Raw genomic sequence first — 14,233 nt, 5'->3', positions numbered from 1 at the left:
GCGTGATGGCCGAGCAGCACCCCCCGGGCCCGCACAAGCCGGGCCGCCCGCCCCGGCCACGCCGCCGGAGTCTCGCGCAGCACGACCTGCGCGACGCGCGGGCCCGTCTGCGCGGGACGATCTACGAGCACGTCGAGCCCGATGCCAAGGGGCGTGACCAGTACACGGCGACCCAGATCGTCGACTTCTGCCTCGACCTGGCCGAGGTCATGCTCGCCTCCGGTGCCGACACCCGCAGCGTCGAGACGGCCGTCGTCGCGGTCTCGACGAAGTGGAACCTCGCACCGCTCGACCTGGACTTCTCCGGCAGCTCGGTGACGATCCAGTACGCCCCGGCCGACGTCCCGCCGCTCGTCAAGGTCCGGACCGTGCGCTCGGACGGCTCCGACCTCGACAAGCTCGCGCGGGCGAACCAGATCGTCGACGACCTGATCCACGACGACCGTGACATGACCTCGGCGGTGAACGCCCTGGTCGCCGTGCTGCGGCTCCCGCCTCGGTGGCCGATGTGGCTGTCCGACGTCGGCCTGTCGATCCTCGGCATCTCGATCGCTGTGCAGGCCGGAGGCGGGTGGCGTGCCGGACTCGGGGCGTTCGTGCTGATGCTCGGGATCATCGTCTCCGGACGCTGGCTGACCGACCGGGGGTACCCGCAGTTCTTCGTGTCCGGGGCGCAGGGCGCGGTGGCGTCGGCGATCGGCACCCTGGCCATCTGGGCCGGCGTGCTCAACGCGAACGGTGCCGCGACGATGGTGGCGGCGCTCGTGGTGCTCCTGCTGCCGCACCCGTCCCTGGTGACCTGGGCGCAGGACGCCATCTCGGGGTTCCGGGCGATGGCCGTGGCCCGGGCGTTCTACATCGGGCTGGTCATCGCGGCGATCGTGGTCGGGGTGCCGGCCGGGATCGCGATGACGCACTGGCTGCAGATCGAGGTCGACCCGTCCGGCATCGTGACGCAGACCCTGCCGCTCTGGGCGTCGCTGTCGCTGACCGTCGTGTCGGCGGGCGCGAACTGCTTCGTACAGCAGGCGAGTGCCCGGGTGATCCCCGTCGCGGTGGTGTTCTCCGTCGCCGCCGGTGCCGCGCTGTGGGCGCTGCGGCAGGCCGGGCTGCCGCTCCTCGGGGCGACGTTCCTGGCGGCGGTGCTGCTCGGGGTGCTCTCGACCTACGCGGCCGTCCGGATGCGCACGGCCGTGGCGGCCATCGCAGTACCGGCGTTCTGCGGGGCACTGCTGCCCGGTGTCGCCGTGTCGAACGCCCTGCTGAACTTCATGTCCGGGTCGTCGAGCGCCGCGCTCGACTTCGTGGCGGCGGTGTCCGTGGCACTCGGGATCGGCGCGGGCCTGGTGCTCGGCGGGCTCTTCGCGACGCCCGGTGCCCGTCGAGCGCTCCGCCGGACGCGCCGGGTCGTCGTGCACTCGGTCCACAACGACACCACGGCGCTCCGCGTCATCCGTGACACCGGGTACGACCCCGGCGACGGGTCGGTGCCCCGCGGGTCGCGCTCCGGGGGCACTTCCTGAGCTGAGCCGGCGGGGAGCCGGCGGCGCTTCGTGAGCAGAAGAGGTCGAGTGCGACGCACGCACCCGACCTCTGCTGCTCACCGAGCGAGTCCGCCGCGCTCAGCCGGCGTCGGACACCGCGCTCGACACCGCGGTCGGGGCGCCGTACTCGCCGTCCGGGATCGCGCGGAGCGCCTCGAGGACGTCGTCCGGGGCGCCCTCCTGCTCGGCCGTCGAGACCACGTCGTCCTTGGACGCCGGGTAGTCGATGCCGCTCAGGTACTTCTGGACCTGGATGGGGTTCGGTGCTGCCATGTCGGTTCCTTCCGTCAGGTTGCGCCTCCCGGAGTACCCGCGGGGCGCTGCACGACGGCGCGGGGAACGCGCTCTGCGGACGAACCGCCGGTCAGATCTCCCAGCTGCCCGAGTCGTCGTCGTCCCACATCGCCAGACGGCGGGCGGCCTGCGGCTCGTACCGCTCCATCCAGCCACGCTCGAGCCGGGCGACCGCGCGGTCGAACGCAGCCACCAGGTCGAGCTCGGCGCGCAGCAGGGCCTGCAGCTGCAGCCCCTCGTACAGGGCGATGAGCTGCTCGGCGCCGCGGCGGGGGTCCATCGTGTGCGGGGCACGGCCGATCGCGATGTCGTGCTCCAGGCCCCGCTTGATCTGGGCGAAGAAGAGCTGGTACCGCGACCGCAGGTAGGTCGCCATCGGGTGCGCGGGGTTGCCCGCGACGGACAGCAGGGCGACGAGCAGGCGCATCAGGGCCGGGTCCTCGGCGTTCGAGGCGACGATCGCGCGGAGCAGGTCCACGGTCGAGCCGTCACCGACCTCGTGCGTGACCTCGTCCATCCGGGCGCCGTTCCAGCGGTCGAGCGCGGCGAGGACCAGGCCGTCCCACGACGGGAAGTGCTGCTCCAGCTCGGCGACGCTGATGCCCATCCGCTCGGCGACCTGCACGGGCCGGGCTTCGTGGAAGGGGACGTCCCGGAGCAGGTCGACGGTGGCGCCCACGATCGTGATCCGCAGGTGCAGCGTGGCCGCCGCGGCCGCCGCGGCCTGCGTGTCGGCGCTGGTGTGTTCGAGCATCGTGCCCTCCGTCGTCCCCGGACGTCCTGTCCGTGTCACCCCGGGTCCGGGGCACCTCCATCCAAACGCAGAACGGGGGACACCAGAATCCCCGGTACGGGTGTCGGCACAAGGGGGGACAGGCCACGACGTCGAGCCGGTTCGCGGCCGTCCGTGCGACCATGCCGGCATGACCCCGAACGACCCCACTGCCCAGGGACTCGCGACCATGGCCTCGACCGGCTTCGAGTTCGGCGGCGACCCCGATCAGGTGGCGCACGACGTCCGGGCCATGTGGGAACAGCTCGGCCGTCCCGCCGGTGCGTTCGAGGCGGCGGCGCGAGCCATCGCCGTGCTGCCCCAGCGCCCCGAGGTGCCGATCGCCGACCAGGCCCGCCGTCGCGCGTTCGAGCAGGCGATCGGCATCAACCCCGTCGAGGTCGAGCTGGCCGCCGCGATGTCGGCACGCGAGCTCCTCGAGCGGATGGCTCGCTCCGTCAGCTGCTGACGTCACGACCCGGATCCGGAGCGGACCCGGCGACGTGACCAGGAGCAGTCGACGCGACCACAAGCCGTGGACCGGAGCACACGGACGACGAGAGGCGCGGCGCCCACCGGCACCGCGCCTCCCGTCAGGTCCCCGTCAGGGGCAGGAGCCCTACGGCGTCGGCATCCCGCCGTCGACGTGCAGCGTCTCGCCCACGACGTACGACGACTCACCGCTCGCCAGGAACACGTAGGCCGGCGCGAGCTCGGCGGGCTGCCCCCAGCGACCCAGGTAGGTCTGCTCGCCCGCGCTCGGCAGCGCCTCCGGCGGCTGGCCACCGGCCGGCTGCAGCGGCGTCCAGATCGGGCCGGGGGCGACCGCGTTGACACGGATCCCCTTCGGCGCCAGCTGCGCCGCCAGGCCCTTCGCCAGGTTGTTCACGGTCGCCTTCGTGGCCGCGTAGTGCACCAGGTGCGGCGACGGGGCGTACGCCTGGATCGACGTCGTGTTGATGATCGTGGAGCCGGGCTGCAGGTGCGGCACGGCGGCCTTCGTGATGCGGAACGTCGCGTAGGCGTTCGTCTTGAAGGTCTCGTCGAACTCCTCGTCGGAGATCTTGGTGATGTCGTCGACGTTCTGCTGCTTGCCGGCGTTGTTCACCAGGATGTCGAGGCCACCGAGCTGCTCGACCGCGTCGGCCACGAGCTGCTCGCAGACCTCGAGCGAGGTGATGTCACCCGGCAGCGCCACGGCCTTGCGACCGGCGGCCTCGATGAGCCCGACGATGCGGTCGGCGTCCTCCTGCTCCTCGGGCAGGTACGAGATCGCGACGTCCGCACCCTCGCGGGCGTAGGCGATGGCGACGGCGGCACCAATGCCGGAGTCACCACCGGTGACGAGCGCCTTGCGGCCGGTCAGACGACCCGAGCCGCGGTAGGTGTCCTCACCGTGGTCGGCGGGGACGTTCTGCGCCATCTCCGCGTCGGTGCCGGCGCCCTCGAGGTACTGCTCGTCGGGCTTCTTGTCGGCGTACATCTTCGTGGGGTCCTGCATCACGTACTGGTCAGGCCCGGTCTGGTCGTTCTGCTGGTCCGTCATGTCGCCGACGGTACGCAGGGGGTCGCTGCGGGCCGTCCAGGAGGCTGTCCCCCGTTGCGCGGAGCGGCCTGCGCCCGCCGGCCGCCCCGTTCCAGGGCCGCAGGTGCGTGATCCTCGTTTGTCACGGTCCGGTGACGGGCAGGCTCCGATTCGGTAACACCTGTCGTTCTGTCCCGGTCGAGGCCCTACCGTCGAACGGTGACTCCTCGGACCCTGCTGGCGCTCGGCGCCGCCGTGCTGGCCTTCTCGGCCGGTGCGCTCGCGTTCGACGGCACCACCGGGCTCGGGGCGGACGTCGCCGTGGCCGCCGAGACCTCGCACGACGCCGCTCCGGTGCACGTGACGAAGGCGGAACTCCGCCGGGTGGACTCGATCGAGCTCGACGCCGAAGCCCTGGTGCTCCGGAACGGCGACGACACCGTGGTGAAGTCCTCGATGCGCGACTCCGGACTCACCGTGAGCGTGCTGAACCGCCTGCTCGGCACCCCCTCGCGCACACAGACCGCCGAGGGCGACGGCGGGGCGTGCTTCCCCGCCAGCACCACGTACACCTGGGGCGGCGCCCTCCGCGTGGCCGCCCTGCGCTCCGACGCCCGAGCGGGCAACGCCGTCGAGGTCCGGATCCTGCGTGACTCGGTGCGCAGCCGCTCGGGTGCCCGGATCGAGTTGACCGGCCCCGACGGCGTCCAGGTGGGCGACGACCTGGACGAGCAGATCGCCGACGCACCCCGGTCGCACCGGGTGTCCTACGGCTCCGACGACTCCCGCGCCTGGCAGCTCCTGCTGCGGCAGGGCTGGGACGCGGCTCCCGCGACGGACGACGACGCCCAGGACCCCACGGACACCGGCACGAACGGGGTGTCCGCACTGACGAACGACACGACGGTCACGGTGATCGGGTCCCCGATGCCCGTCCACGCACGCCGGAGCTGCTGAAGCGGGTCAGACGCGCAGGGTCGCCACCACCGGGAAGTGGTCGCTGGCGAACCAGGTCTCCGGGCCGTCGTGGTCGATCACGACGCGGTCTACGCCGCTGACGCCGCGGGTGAGCACCCAGTCGATCCGTTCCCCGGAGTCGACCGGCGGCTGCCAGTCGTTGAACGTCGCGGTCCGGTCGGACGGATCCCCCGCGGTCAGCCAGGCATCGGCGAACCCGGCCTCCGAGAGCACCCTCGACGCGGTGCCGCTCCCCGCGGGCTCGTTGCAGTCGCCCGCGAAGACGACCGGACCGGTGTCCCCGGCGAGCCGTTCCACGATCAGGGCGGCGCTCCGGCCCCGGACCTCGTCACCGTGGGGTCCGGGCTCGTGGTCGAGGTGGGTGGTGAGCAGGGTGAACGCGGGCCCCTCGGCGTCGAGGAACCGGGCGTGGTTCGCGATCCGCGGGTACAGGCTGCCCCAGGTGTTCGAGACCGGCTCGTCCGGGGTGTCCGACAGCCAGAACGATCCCTCGTCCGACGGGCGGAACCGGTCGCGGCGGTAGAAGACGGCCGCGTGTTCACCGGCGTCGCCGCCCTCGCGCCCCTGCCCGACGTCGGCGTGGTCGGGCAGCCCGCCGCGCAGGTCGTCCATCTGGTGCCCGAACGCCTCCTGCACGCAGAGCAGGTCGGGGTCGTGCCGGCGGATCACGTCGAGCACGACCGGCAGGCGGGCCGGCCAGTCGTGCGCGGGGTCCGGGTTCTTGATGTTGTAGGTCATCAGGACGATCGGGCGTGCGGCGCTGGTCACTCCACGAACCTACCGACGCCCCGCCTGGCCGGTTCCCATCAGTTGATGCAGGTGCCCTCGGTGCCGTAGTTGTGCACGTCGGTCGACTTCGGCGACGGTTCCTTCGCGGGCTGCTCCGTCGGCTTCGAGCCCGAGCCGGTGGCCGCCGGCGTCGAGGGGGCCGCGCTCGGCTCGGTCGCGACCGGCTTCGCGGTCTTGCCGTCGGTGCCGAGCACCAGTGTGACGCCGGTGACCGTGTTGGTCCGGACGGCGACGGCACCCGGCACGACGGCCGCGACGGCCTTCGCCTGCGACTCCTGGCCGGCCGGGTACTGCACCTGCGTGACCTTCGTGGTGGGCGAGGACCCGGCCGGCGCGACCTGGAAGCCGCGAGCCGTCAGGACCTGACCGGCGGCGGTGGCCGCTCCCTGCACGCCGCTGCCGTTCAGCACGGTGACCGACGTGTTCGCCGGTTGCGCCGGACCGGCAGCGGTGTAGGCCTCGGGCTCACCGACCAGACCCTGCACGAAGGCCGGCAGACCGACGGTGTCCACCTCGACGATGGAGAGCGGCGATCCGTTGACGGAGATCGTCGGGGTCCCGAGGGTCGGGATCGTGGCCGACTGGATGTTCGCGGGCCGGAGGTTCGCCATCTGCGACGCGAGGTCGATCAGGTTGGTGTCGGTCTGGATCGATCCCCCGACGGCCTGCAGGATGTTCCCCATCTTCACCGGGTTGAGCAGCGTGCCCGCCGACGTGACCTTCCGGGCCTCCTGGGACAGGAAGTACTGCTGCCGGATGTTGCGGTCCAGGTCACCGTTCGGCAGCCCGTGGCGCTGTCGCACGAAGGACAACGCCTCCTTCGCGTCCAGCGAGGACTTGCCCGCCGGCAGGTTCACCCCGGAGAACGGATCGTTCGCCGCTTGGTTGAGGCACACCTCCACCGGCCCGAGTTCCTTCACGACCTGGTAGAAACCGAGCAGCGAGACCCGGACGTAGTGGTCGATCTGCAGCCCGCTCAGGTTCTCGATGGTCTTGATGAGCATCTTCGCACCGCCGGTGTCCCCACCGCCGTTCAGCGTGCCGTAGTAGAACGCGCTGTTGAGCTTGCCCTTGCCGACGTCCGGGATGTCCACGTACGAGTCGCGGGGGAACGAGATCATCGTCGCCTGGCTGCCGTCGGCGTTGATGTGCAGCACGATCATCGTGTCGGTGTTCGTCGCGCCACCGTCCTCCTCGGTGCTGAGCTCGGCGAGCTGCTCCGGGGTGGCGTTGTCCGGTCGGTGGTCGTCGCCGACGAGCAGGATGTTCTGCGCCGTGCCGTCGACGTCGTCCTTCTTGTCCTTGCCGCCGGTGATCGCGTTGACGATCGTGACGCCGTCGGACAGCTGGTGGTACGCGTACGCCGCGTACCCGCCGCACAGCAGGAGGGCCATGGTGAGCACGCCCGCCACCGCCGGGAACACGACGCCGGCCCGTCGCTTCTGGCGCCCGTGGCGCGGCGTCGCGGCACCGCGGTGTGCGGGCTCGGTCGTCTGCTCGGGTTCGTTGCTCACCGGGAAACCATAACCGGCGCGCGCACGACGGACATGGGATGCGCCTGGCAGGTCACCCCATGCCCGCTGTCGTGTTCCTCACCGGGCGACGAGGCCTTGCTTGTTCGTCTCACGGGCCCGCAGCACGGTGATCCCCGTGATCGCCGCAGCCGCCATGACGTAGAAGGCGGGCGCGAACGTGTTGCCCGTGGCACTGATGAGCCACGTGGCGAAGTACGGCGTGATGCCACCGAAGAGCGCGACGCTGATGTTGTAGGCGATGCCCATCGACCCGTAGCGGATCGCGGTCGGGAACAGTTCGGCCATCGCCGCGCTGACGGCACCGTCGAACGCCGCCATGAACAGGCCGAGCAGCACCATCGCGGCCGCGGCCGCCCAGAAGTTGCCGGCGTCCATGAGCATCAGCGTCGGGTAGGTCAGCACCAGGAAGCCGGTGCAGCCGGCGAGCATGACGGGCTTCCGGCCGATCCGGTCCGACAGCAGGCCGAAGAACGGCACGAGTCCCGCGATCACGAGGAAGCCGATCACGACGACCCCGTACGACACCAGCGGCGAGTACCCGAGGTCGGCCTGCAGGTACGACGGCATGAAGGTCTGCAGGATCCAGTGGCCGACCGCCTTGAGGACGACGAAGCCGATGCAGAACAGCAGGGCCTTCCACCCGGTGCGGAGCGAGCGACGCAACGGGTTCGCCGCGACCTCGCCCTTCGCCTTGAGTGCGCGGAACTCGGGGGTGTCCTCGAGCCGGTTGCGGAGGTACAGGCCGACCAGTCCGAGCGGGACCGCGATGAGGAACAGGACGCGCCACCCCCACGTCTCGAGCGCGTCGTCGCCCGCGAGCGCGGTGAACAGGAACACCAGCCCGCCACCGACGATGAAGGCCGCGAACCCGAAGACGTCGATGAAGCTCGTCACGAAGCCCCGTCGGTTCGAGGGCGCGAACTCGGCCAGGAGCGTCGTCGCGCCGGCACCTTCGCCACCGGCGGCGAAGCCCTGCACGAGCCGGACCAGCACGAGCAGGATCGGTGCGAGCAGCCCGACGCTCTGGTAGGTCGGCAGGACGCCCATCACGGCCGTCGCTCCGCTCGTGATGAGGATGACCGTCGCGAGCGTGGTCTTCCGGCCGACCCGGTCCCCGAGCGAGCCCCAGAACAGACCGCCGAGCGGGCGCATCACGAAGCCGGCACCGAACACGGCGAACGCGGAGAGCAACGCCACCTGGGGGTCGCCCTGCTTGAAGAAGTACAGCGAGATGACCGTGGCCAGGGTGCCGTAGAGGCCGAAGTCGAACCACTCGACGAAGTGGCCGACGCCCGCGGCGACGATCACCTTCCGCATGCCCTGTCGGCGCGCGTCGTCGCCCAGTGCTGCCTGGACGTCCGGGGGGCCGGCGGCGTCCGCGCTCGTGCGCGTTCGGGTTCCGTCGCTCATGGGGTGACCTCACACTTCGTTGTCGAGAGTTCGTTGACGATAGCACTTGCCGGGCAAACTTTGCCACAGAGTGGGAAGGTAGCGCCAGAGAGTGATACCGTCACCGCCATGCAGTCCCGTGAACAGCACCACGACGTCGTGGTCGTCGGAGGCGGTCTCGCCGGCGTGTGCGCCGCGGTCGCCGCCGCACGCCTCGGCTCCAGCGTCGCCCTCGTCACCAACCGTCCCGTCCTCGGCGGGAACTCCTCGAGCGAGATCCGGGTGTGGGTGGTCGGGGCGACCGCGCACGGAACCCATCGGTTCGCCCGCGAGACCGGGATCATGGGGGAGCTCTTCCTCGAGAACCAGTACCGGAACCCGCAGGGCAACGCGGTCTACTGGGACCAGGTCGTGCTCGACCTCGTGCGCGCCGAACCGAACGTGCACCTGCACCTCAACACCGACGTGCGCACCGTCACGACCGCCGACGACGACGGCGCCACCCGGATCACCTCCGTCACGGGGTGGACGATGGGGTCCGAGATCGAGACGACCTTCACCGCACCGGTGTTCCTCGACTGCACGGGCGACGGCCTCGTTGGCGCACTCGCCGGGGCGTCGTTCCGGATCGGCCGCGAGGGACGCGCCGAACACGGGGAAGCGTGGGCGCCGGAACAGCCCGACGACGAACTGCTCGGCAGCTCGATCTTCTTCTCGACGCACGACACCGGCCGGCCCGAGAAGTTCGTGCCACCGTCGATCGCCGTCGACCTGAGGACGACACCGATCCTGGCCAACCGGGCCATCAAGACCGGGGACAACGGCTGCAACTACTGGTGGATCGAGTGGGGCGGTGCGCTCGACACCGTCACCGAGAACGAGCGGATCCGCGACGAGCTGTGGGGCGTCGTCTACGGGATCTGGGACCACATCAAGAACTCCGGCGCCTTCGACGCCGAGACCCTCACGCTCGACTGGGTGGGTGCGATCCCCGGCAAACGGGAGTACCGCCGGTTCATCGGCGATCACACGCTCACCCAGCAGGACCTGCTGTCGCAGCGGACCTTCCCCGACGCGGTGGCGTTCGGCGGCTGGTCGATCGACCTGCACCCCGTCGAGGGCGTGTACGCCGAGACCGCCGGCGCGCAGCAGCGGTACACGGACGGCACCTACGACATCCCGTTCCGTTCCCTCTACTCCGCGGACGTCGCGAACCTGCTCTTCGCCGGCCGGAACATCTCCGCGTCGCACGTGGCGTTCGGCTCCACGCGGGTGATGGCCACGTGCGCCACCCAGGGCCAGGCTGCCGGCACCGCCGCGCACCTCGTCGCCCGGCACGGCACGACGCCCCGCACGCTCGGCAACGACCACGTCGACATGCTCCAGCAGACGCTGCTCCGCGAGGACGCCCCGCTCATCGGGGTCCGGGCCGTCGACGGTGCCGACCTGGCCCGCCTGGCGACGATCACCGCGAGCAGTGAACTCACCTCGATCGACACCACCCCGTGGGCGACCGCCGACACCTTCGCACTCGATCGCGACGTCGCGATCGTCCTGCCGGCCGACCCGGCGCTCGGCTCCTTCGCGCTCCGGACCGTCGTCGACGACGACACCGCGGCCGAGCTCACGGTCGAGCTCTGGACGACCGGCAAGCCGCAGAACTACGCCCCGATCGAGCACGTCGCCACCCACACCGCTGCGGTGACTGCCGGATCCGGGGAAGCGGTGGTGGACCTCGCGTTCCGTCCCGAGGAGCCGTGCAACGCGGTCGTCGTCGTCCGTCGTGCCCCGGGCGTCCGCCTGGTCCTGACCGACGGGCACCCGTACGGGGTGCTGGCCCTCCGTGCCCGCACGGCCGACGACGAGCAGTTCGACGACCACATCCCCGAGGAGTCCGACCAGCCGGTGACCGACTGGGAAGCGCGCGCCCTGCGCGGACGGTCCTTCGCGTTCACCGCAGCCGGCGCTTCGGACGCGTGGCGGGCCTCCAGGGTGATCGACGGGTACCAGCGTCCCTTCGGCGGCCCGCACCTGTGGTCGTCCGAGGCCGGCGACGGCCGAGCCGCCCTGACACTCGACTGGACGGAGCCGGTCGACGTGCGCCAGGTGCGGATCGTGTGGAACGACGACGTCGACGCAGACCTCATCAACCTGCACCACCACCGCACCCACTGGGACGCCGTCCCGACGCTCGCCCGCGACTACCGCATCGAGGTGTCCGTCGACGGCTCGTGGCGGCAGCTCGAGACCGTCACGGACAACCGGCACCGGCATCGCGTCCACGACCTCGCCCCGGTGCGGACCGACTCGCTCCGCATCGTCGTGACCGCCACGAACGGGTCGCCGTTCGTCTCGGCGAGCGCCGTGAAGGTCTACTGACCCACCTGCAACACCGACAACGATCAAGGGAGATCGCCATGCGCCTGCGCGCACACACCATCGCGACGGTCATCGCGCTGTCACTCGCCGCCGTCGGCACGTCCGGGCCGCACGGCGCGGCTGCGGTCGCGGACACCGCCGCCACCCCGTCAGCGGTCACCGCCGGCACCGCCGGCACCGCCACGATCCAGCCCAACCCGGGGAACCCCACCTCGCCCGCCGCGACCGCGCACTCCGTCTCGGCGAACGGGACGGCCGTGCCGGTCAGGGCCGAGTCGGTCAGCGGCACCTCGCACGACGTCGCGATGTTCGCCAAGGGGACCGGCACGGCGACCGTCAGCGTCACCATGCCTGGCCTCGCCGCGTCGGCCACACCCGTCGTGACACCACGGACGCTGTCGATCGCGACGACCCGCTCCGGTTCCACGATCACGTTCACGATCCGCGACGCACACCCGCTCGTGATCGAGACGCCCGGCGTTCGCGCGCTGTTCCTCTTCGTCACACCGGCCGAGACGACCGTTCCGTCCGCCGCCGACCCCTCGGTCCGGTACTTCGGCCCGGGCGAGCACGACGCCGGAGTCATCCGCCCGACGTCCGGGCAGACGATCTACCTGGCTCCCGGCGCCCTGGTGCACGGTCGCATCGACGGTGACGGCGTCACCGGCGTGCGGGTGCTCGGCCGTGGGATCCTCGACGCCGGCGACGACACCTCGCGCACCGCGAAGACGATGGCGATCCGGTTCCACGACAGCTCCGACGTCACGGTCTCCGGCATCGGCGTCCGGAACGCACAGTGGTGGCAGACGCTGTACATCCGGTCGTCGGGCATCCACGTGTCGTGGACGAACCTGATGGGCACGCTCATCAACAACGACGGCATCGACACCGACGGCGTGCAGGACATGGCGGTCGAGCACAACTTCGTGATGAGCGGCGACGACGGGTTCGGCTGGCACGCCCTCGACGCCGCCACGAACGGCGAACCCGAGACCCGCGGGCTGCACGCACTCGACACCACCTTCTGGAACGTCACCGGCGGCAACCCCGTCCGGTTCGGCTCCTCGATGGAGACGTCGCTGTTCACCGACATCTCGATCACGCAGTCGTACGTGCTCCGCGCCAAGGAGGTCGCCCTGAAGTTCGACGTGCAGGACTGGGCGACGGTCTCCGACGTCACGGTCGACGGTTTCCACGTGGAGTCGCAGCCGGTCGGGAAGCGAGCGATCGTGCTGCAGGTCCTCAAGGAGCAGTACTCGAACGACACCGGCTACCGCGACGAACGCGGTCGGATCACGGGCATCACGATCCGCGACTTCACCGACGTCACGGCGGACTCGGTGACGCTGTCCGGCTGGGACGCCGCCCACGGGATCTCGGGCGTCGCGTTCCAGGACGTCGTGCTCGGCGGGGTACCGCTGACAGCGGCGCAGGTGCGCTCGAACGCGTTCGTCAGCGGCGTCACGGTGTCCTGATCGCCGTCGCAGACCAGAATGAGGGGATGACGACCACCCCTCCGAACCAGAGCGTCGAGCGCGCCGCGGCGGTCCTCGGCGCGCTCGGTGCTGCTGACGGGCCGATGCGTGCCTCCGACATCGCGCGGGCGATCGGCCTCGGGACGTCGACGACGGGTCGGCTCCTGGCGACGCTCGAGTCGCTCGAGTACGTGCGTCGCGATCCTGATTCGCAGGGGTACTCGGTCGGTCGCGCCGTGCTCGAACTCGCCAGCCAGGGACTCAACCACAACCCGGTGCACCGGGAGAGCCGGGCCGCGGCGCAGGAACTCGCCCACCGGATCGGCCTCACCGCGAACGTCGGGGTGCGCGACGCCGCCTCGTGCATCTACCTCTGCCACTTCGAGGGGTCGCTGGCGCCGAAGTCGCACACGATGATCGGCATGCGACAGCCGCTGCACGCGTCGGCGCTCGGCAAGGCCCTCATGCTCGACCTGTCACAGGTGGACCGGGAGCGGCTCCTCGGTGCGGACCTCGCGCGGTACACCGACCACACCATCACGTCGCACGACGCCCTGACGGCCGACCTGGCCGTCTCGGCGAAGCGCGGCTGGACCGAGGAGAACCAGGAACTCGCGCTCGGGCGGTTCTGCATCGCCGCGCCGATCCGGAACGCCTCGGGGGACACCGCGGCCGCGCTCTCGATCTCCGGACGCCTCACGCAGCTCCGCGACCGCGACCTCGAGTCCCTGGCCGAGGACCTCATCGAGGTCGCGGACCGCATCAGCGTCGGTCTCGGGATGATCAGCGCCGTCGCGCACTGACGGCTCGCCTCGTCGTGTGGTGACGCAGTGACGGCCTGGAGGCGCGTGGCGGATTCGCCACGGGCCTCCAGGCCGTCTCCTGGTCGCGCTGGTCCCGCTAGTCGCGCGACGGCAGCAGGTGGATCGCCTCCATGGCGAGCTCGGCAGCGATGGGGTCCTTCGCGACGACGGCGTCCTTGAGCTTCGTCAGCTCGGGCAGGATCACGTCGGCCGGCAGGAGCTCGGCAAGCTCCGGCACGCGGAGCTTGAACGAGAGCCCGTCGGTCGTCGAGTTGCAGAGCTGCACGAGCGACGGGTTGCCGCACGCGTCGGCCCACACGGCGTAGATACCGGCGCCCTCACGCGCGACCTTGTCCTGCTCGTCGGCGCTCACCCGTGCGTGCACGTCGTCGAGCATCTTCACGATCTTCTTGCGCTGCGCGTCCGTGAACCGGGGCACCGCGAGCCGCACGACGCCGCCGTAGATCACGCCGAGGGTGCGGTACGCGTCGAGGAGTTCTTCCTTCGTCGGCGCCGCGACCCGGGTGTAGCGGTTCGGCGCCATCTCGATGAGTCCGGCCCGGGCGAGTTCGGCGAGGGCCTCGCGGATGGGCGTCCGGGAGACACCGAGCCAGGCGATCAGGTCGTCGTCGTTGAGGCGTTCCCCGGGCTCGAGCGTGCCGTCCATGATGGCGTCTCGGATCTTGTCCTGCACCGTGTCACGGAGGAGCTTGCGCTCGGCAGCGGGCTGCGTCGAGGGAACTGGCATGG

At 71.0% G+C, this 14,233-nt stretch carries 13 protein-coding genes; 6 read left to right on the top strand and 7 right to left on the bottom strand.

The window, feature by feature from the left end:
* Positions 1-5: 5 nt before the first annotated feature.
* Entirely contained in the window at positions 6-1,523 is a 1,518-nt protein-coding gene (locus tag ABRP24_RS05005; protein ID WP_035809647.1) for a threonine/serine exporter ThrE family protein, read from the top strand.
* A gap of 99 nt (positions 1,524-1,622) precedes the next feature.
* Here the strand turns inward: ABRP24_RS05005 and ABRP24_RS05000 are convergent, their stop codons facing one another.
* Entirely contained in the window at positions 1,623-1,817 is a 195-nt protein-coding gene (locus ABRP24_RS05000) for a DUF2795 domain-containing protein (RefSeq protein ID WP_349847353.1), read from the bottom strand.
* 91 nt (positions 1,818-1,908) lie between these two features.
* Positions 1,909-2,592, bottom strand: a complete 684-nt coding sequence (locus tag ABRP24_RS04995) for a TetR/AcrR family transcriptional regulator (protein ID WP_071245848.1) — start codon at positions 2,590-2,592, stop codon at positions 1,909-1,911.
* Between the two features lie 169 nt (positions 2,593-2,761).
* Here ABRP24_RS04995 and ABRP24_RS04990 point away from each other — a divergent pair, with 169 nt between their 5' ends.
* On the top strand, positions 2,762-3,079 hold the full coding sequence (locus tag ABRP24_RS04990) for a hypothetical protein (protein ID WP_027467174.1): 318 nt from the start codon (positions 2,762-2,764) through the stop codon (positions 3,077-3,079).
* Between the two features lie 150 nt (positions 3,080-3,229).
* Here ABRP24_RS04990 and ABRP24_RS04985 read toward each other — a convergent pair whose 3' ends face one another.
* Positions 3,230-4,156, bottom strand: coding sequence for an SDR family oxidoreductase (locus tag ABRP24_RS04985; protein WP_027467175.1), 927 nt, complete (start codon positions 4,154-4,156; stop codon positions 3,230-3,232).
* A 198-nt stretch (positions 4,157-4,354) separates the two neighbouring features.
* Between ABRP24_RS04985 and ABRP24_RS04980 the strand changes: the two genes are divergently transcribed.
* Positions 4,355-5,092 carry a hypothetical protein gene (locus ABRP24_RS04980; protein ID WP_301629121.1) on the top strand — a complete coding sequence of 246 codons (738 nt, stop codon included), beginning with the start codon at positions 4,355-4,357 and terminating at the stop codon, positions 5,090-5,092.
* Positions 5,093-5,098: 6 nt separating this feature from the next.
* Here ABRP24_RS04980 and ABRP24_RS04975 read toward each other — a convergent pair whose 3' ends face one another.
* The 3 genes from ABRP24_RS04975 to ABRP24_RS04965 all read right to left on the bottom strand — a co-directional run bounded on the left by ABRP24_RS04975 (position 5,099) and on the right by ABRP24_RS04965 (position 8,847).
* Complete coding sequence (locus ABRP24_RS04975) at positions 5,099-5,881, bottom strand: endonuclease/exonuclease/phosphatase family protein (RefSeq protein ID WP_301629119.1); 783 nt, start codon at positions 5,879-5,881, stop codon at positions 5,099-5,101.
* Between the two features lie 38 nt (positions 5,882-5,919).
* Complete coding sequence (locus ABRP24_RS04970; RefSeq protein ID WP_349847355.1) at positions 5,920-7,416, bottom strand: LCP family protein; 1,497 nt, start codon at positions 7,414-7,416, stop codon at positions 5,920-5,922.
* A gap of 78 nt (positions 7,417-7,494) precedes the next feature.
* The gene (locus ABRP24_RS04965; protein ID WP_349847357.1) at positions 7,495-8,847 is read right to left on the bottom strand and encodes an MFS transporter; all 1,353 of its coding nucleotides are present in this window, start codon (positions 8,845-8,847) and stop codon (positions 7,495-7,497) included.
* A 108-nt stretch (positions 8,848-8,955) separates the two neighbouring features.
* Between ABRP24_RS04965 and ABRP24_RS04960 the strand changes: the two genes are divergently transcribed.
* The 3 genes from ABRP24_RS04960 to ABRP24_RS04950 are packed head-to-tail and all read left to right on the top strand — an operon-like array spanning position 8,956 to position 13,483.
* Entirely contained in the window at positions 8,956-11,205 is a 2,250-nt protein-coding gene (locus tag ABRP24_RS04960) for an FAD-dependent oxidoreductase (protein ID WP_349847359.1), read from the top strand.
* 38 nt (positions 11,206-11,243) lie between these two features.
* Positions 11,244-12,680, top strand: a complete 1,437-nt coding sequence (locus ABRP24_RS04955) for a hypothetical protein (RefSeq protein ID WP_349847361.1) — start codon at positions 11,244-11,246, stop codon at positions 12,678-12,680.
* 26 nt (positions 12,681-12,706) lie between these two features.
* Positions 12,707-13,483, top strand: coding sequence for an IclR family transcriptional regulator (locus ABRP24_RS04950; RefSeq protein ID WP_349847363.1), 777 nt, complete (start codon positions 12,707-12,709; stop codon positions 13,481-13,483).
* A gap of 97 nt (positions 13,484-13,580) precedes the next feature.
* Here ABRP24_RS04950 and ABRP24_RS04945 read toward each other — a convergent pair whose 3' ends face one another.
* Positions 13,581-14,231, bottom strand: coding sequence for a GntR family transcriptional regulator (locus tag ABRP24_RS04945; protein WP_349847365.1), 651 nt, complete (start codon positions 14,229-14,231; stop codon positions 13,581-13,583).
* Between the last annotated feature and the right edge of the window lie 2 nt (positions 14,232-14,233).

This window comes from Curtobacterium sp. WHRI 8282 (assembly GCF_040223925.2).
GTDB classification, from domain to species: Bacteria; Actinomycetota; Actinomycetes; order Actinomycetales; family Microbacteriaceae; genus Curtobacterium; species Curtobacterium flaccumfaciens.
This window is presented reverse-complemented; position numbering and strand designations above follow the sequence as displayed.

What these genes read in the sequence shown, in the direction of transcription:
- ABRP24_RS05005 (WP_035809647.1), top strand. Translation starts at nt 6, where the DNA reads ATGGCCGAGCAGCACCCCCCGGGCCCGCACAAGCCGGGCCGCCCGCCC.
- ABRP24_RS05000 (WP_349847353.1), bottom strand. Translation starts at nt 1,817, where the DNA reads ATGGCAGCACCGAACCCCATCCAGGTCCAGAAGTACCTGAGCGGCATC.
- ABRP24_RS04995 (WP_071245848.1), bottom strand. Translation starts at nt 2,592, where the DNA reads ATGCTCGAACACACCAGCGCCGACACGCAGGCCGCGGCGGCCGCGGCG.
- ABRP24_RS04990 (WP_027467174.1), top strand. Translation starts at nt 2,762, where the DNA reads ATGACCCCGAACGACCCCACTGCCCAGGGACTCGCGACCATGGCCTCG.
- ABRP24_RS04985 (WP_027467175.1), bottom strand. Translation starts at nt 4,156, where the DNA reads ATGACGGACCAGCAGAACGACCAGACCGGGCCTGACCAGTACGTGATG.
- ABRP24_RS04965 (WP_349847357.1), bottom strand. Translation starts at nt 8,847, where the DNA reads ATGAGCGACGGAACCCGAACGCGCACGAGCGCGGACGCCGCCGGCCCC.
- ABRP24_RS04960 (WP_349847359.1), top strand. Translation starts at nt 8,956, where the DNA reads ATGCAGTCCCGTGAACAGCACCACGACGTCGTGGTCGTCGGAGGCGGT.
- ABRP24_RS04955 (WP_349847361.1), top strand. Translation starts at nt 11,244, where the DNA reads ATGCGCCTGCGCGCACACACCATCGCGACGGTCATCGCGCTGTCACTC.
- ABRP24_RS04950 (WP_349847363.1), top strand. Translation starts at nt 12,707, where the DNA reads ATGACGACCACCCCTCCGAACCAGAGCGTCGAGCGCGCCGCGGCGGTC.
- ABRP24_RS04945 (WP_349847365.1), bottom strand. Translation starts at nt 14,231, where the DNA reads ATGCCAGTTCCCTCGACGCAGCCCGCTGCCGAGCGCAAGCTCCTCCGT.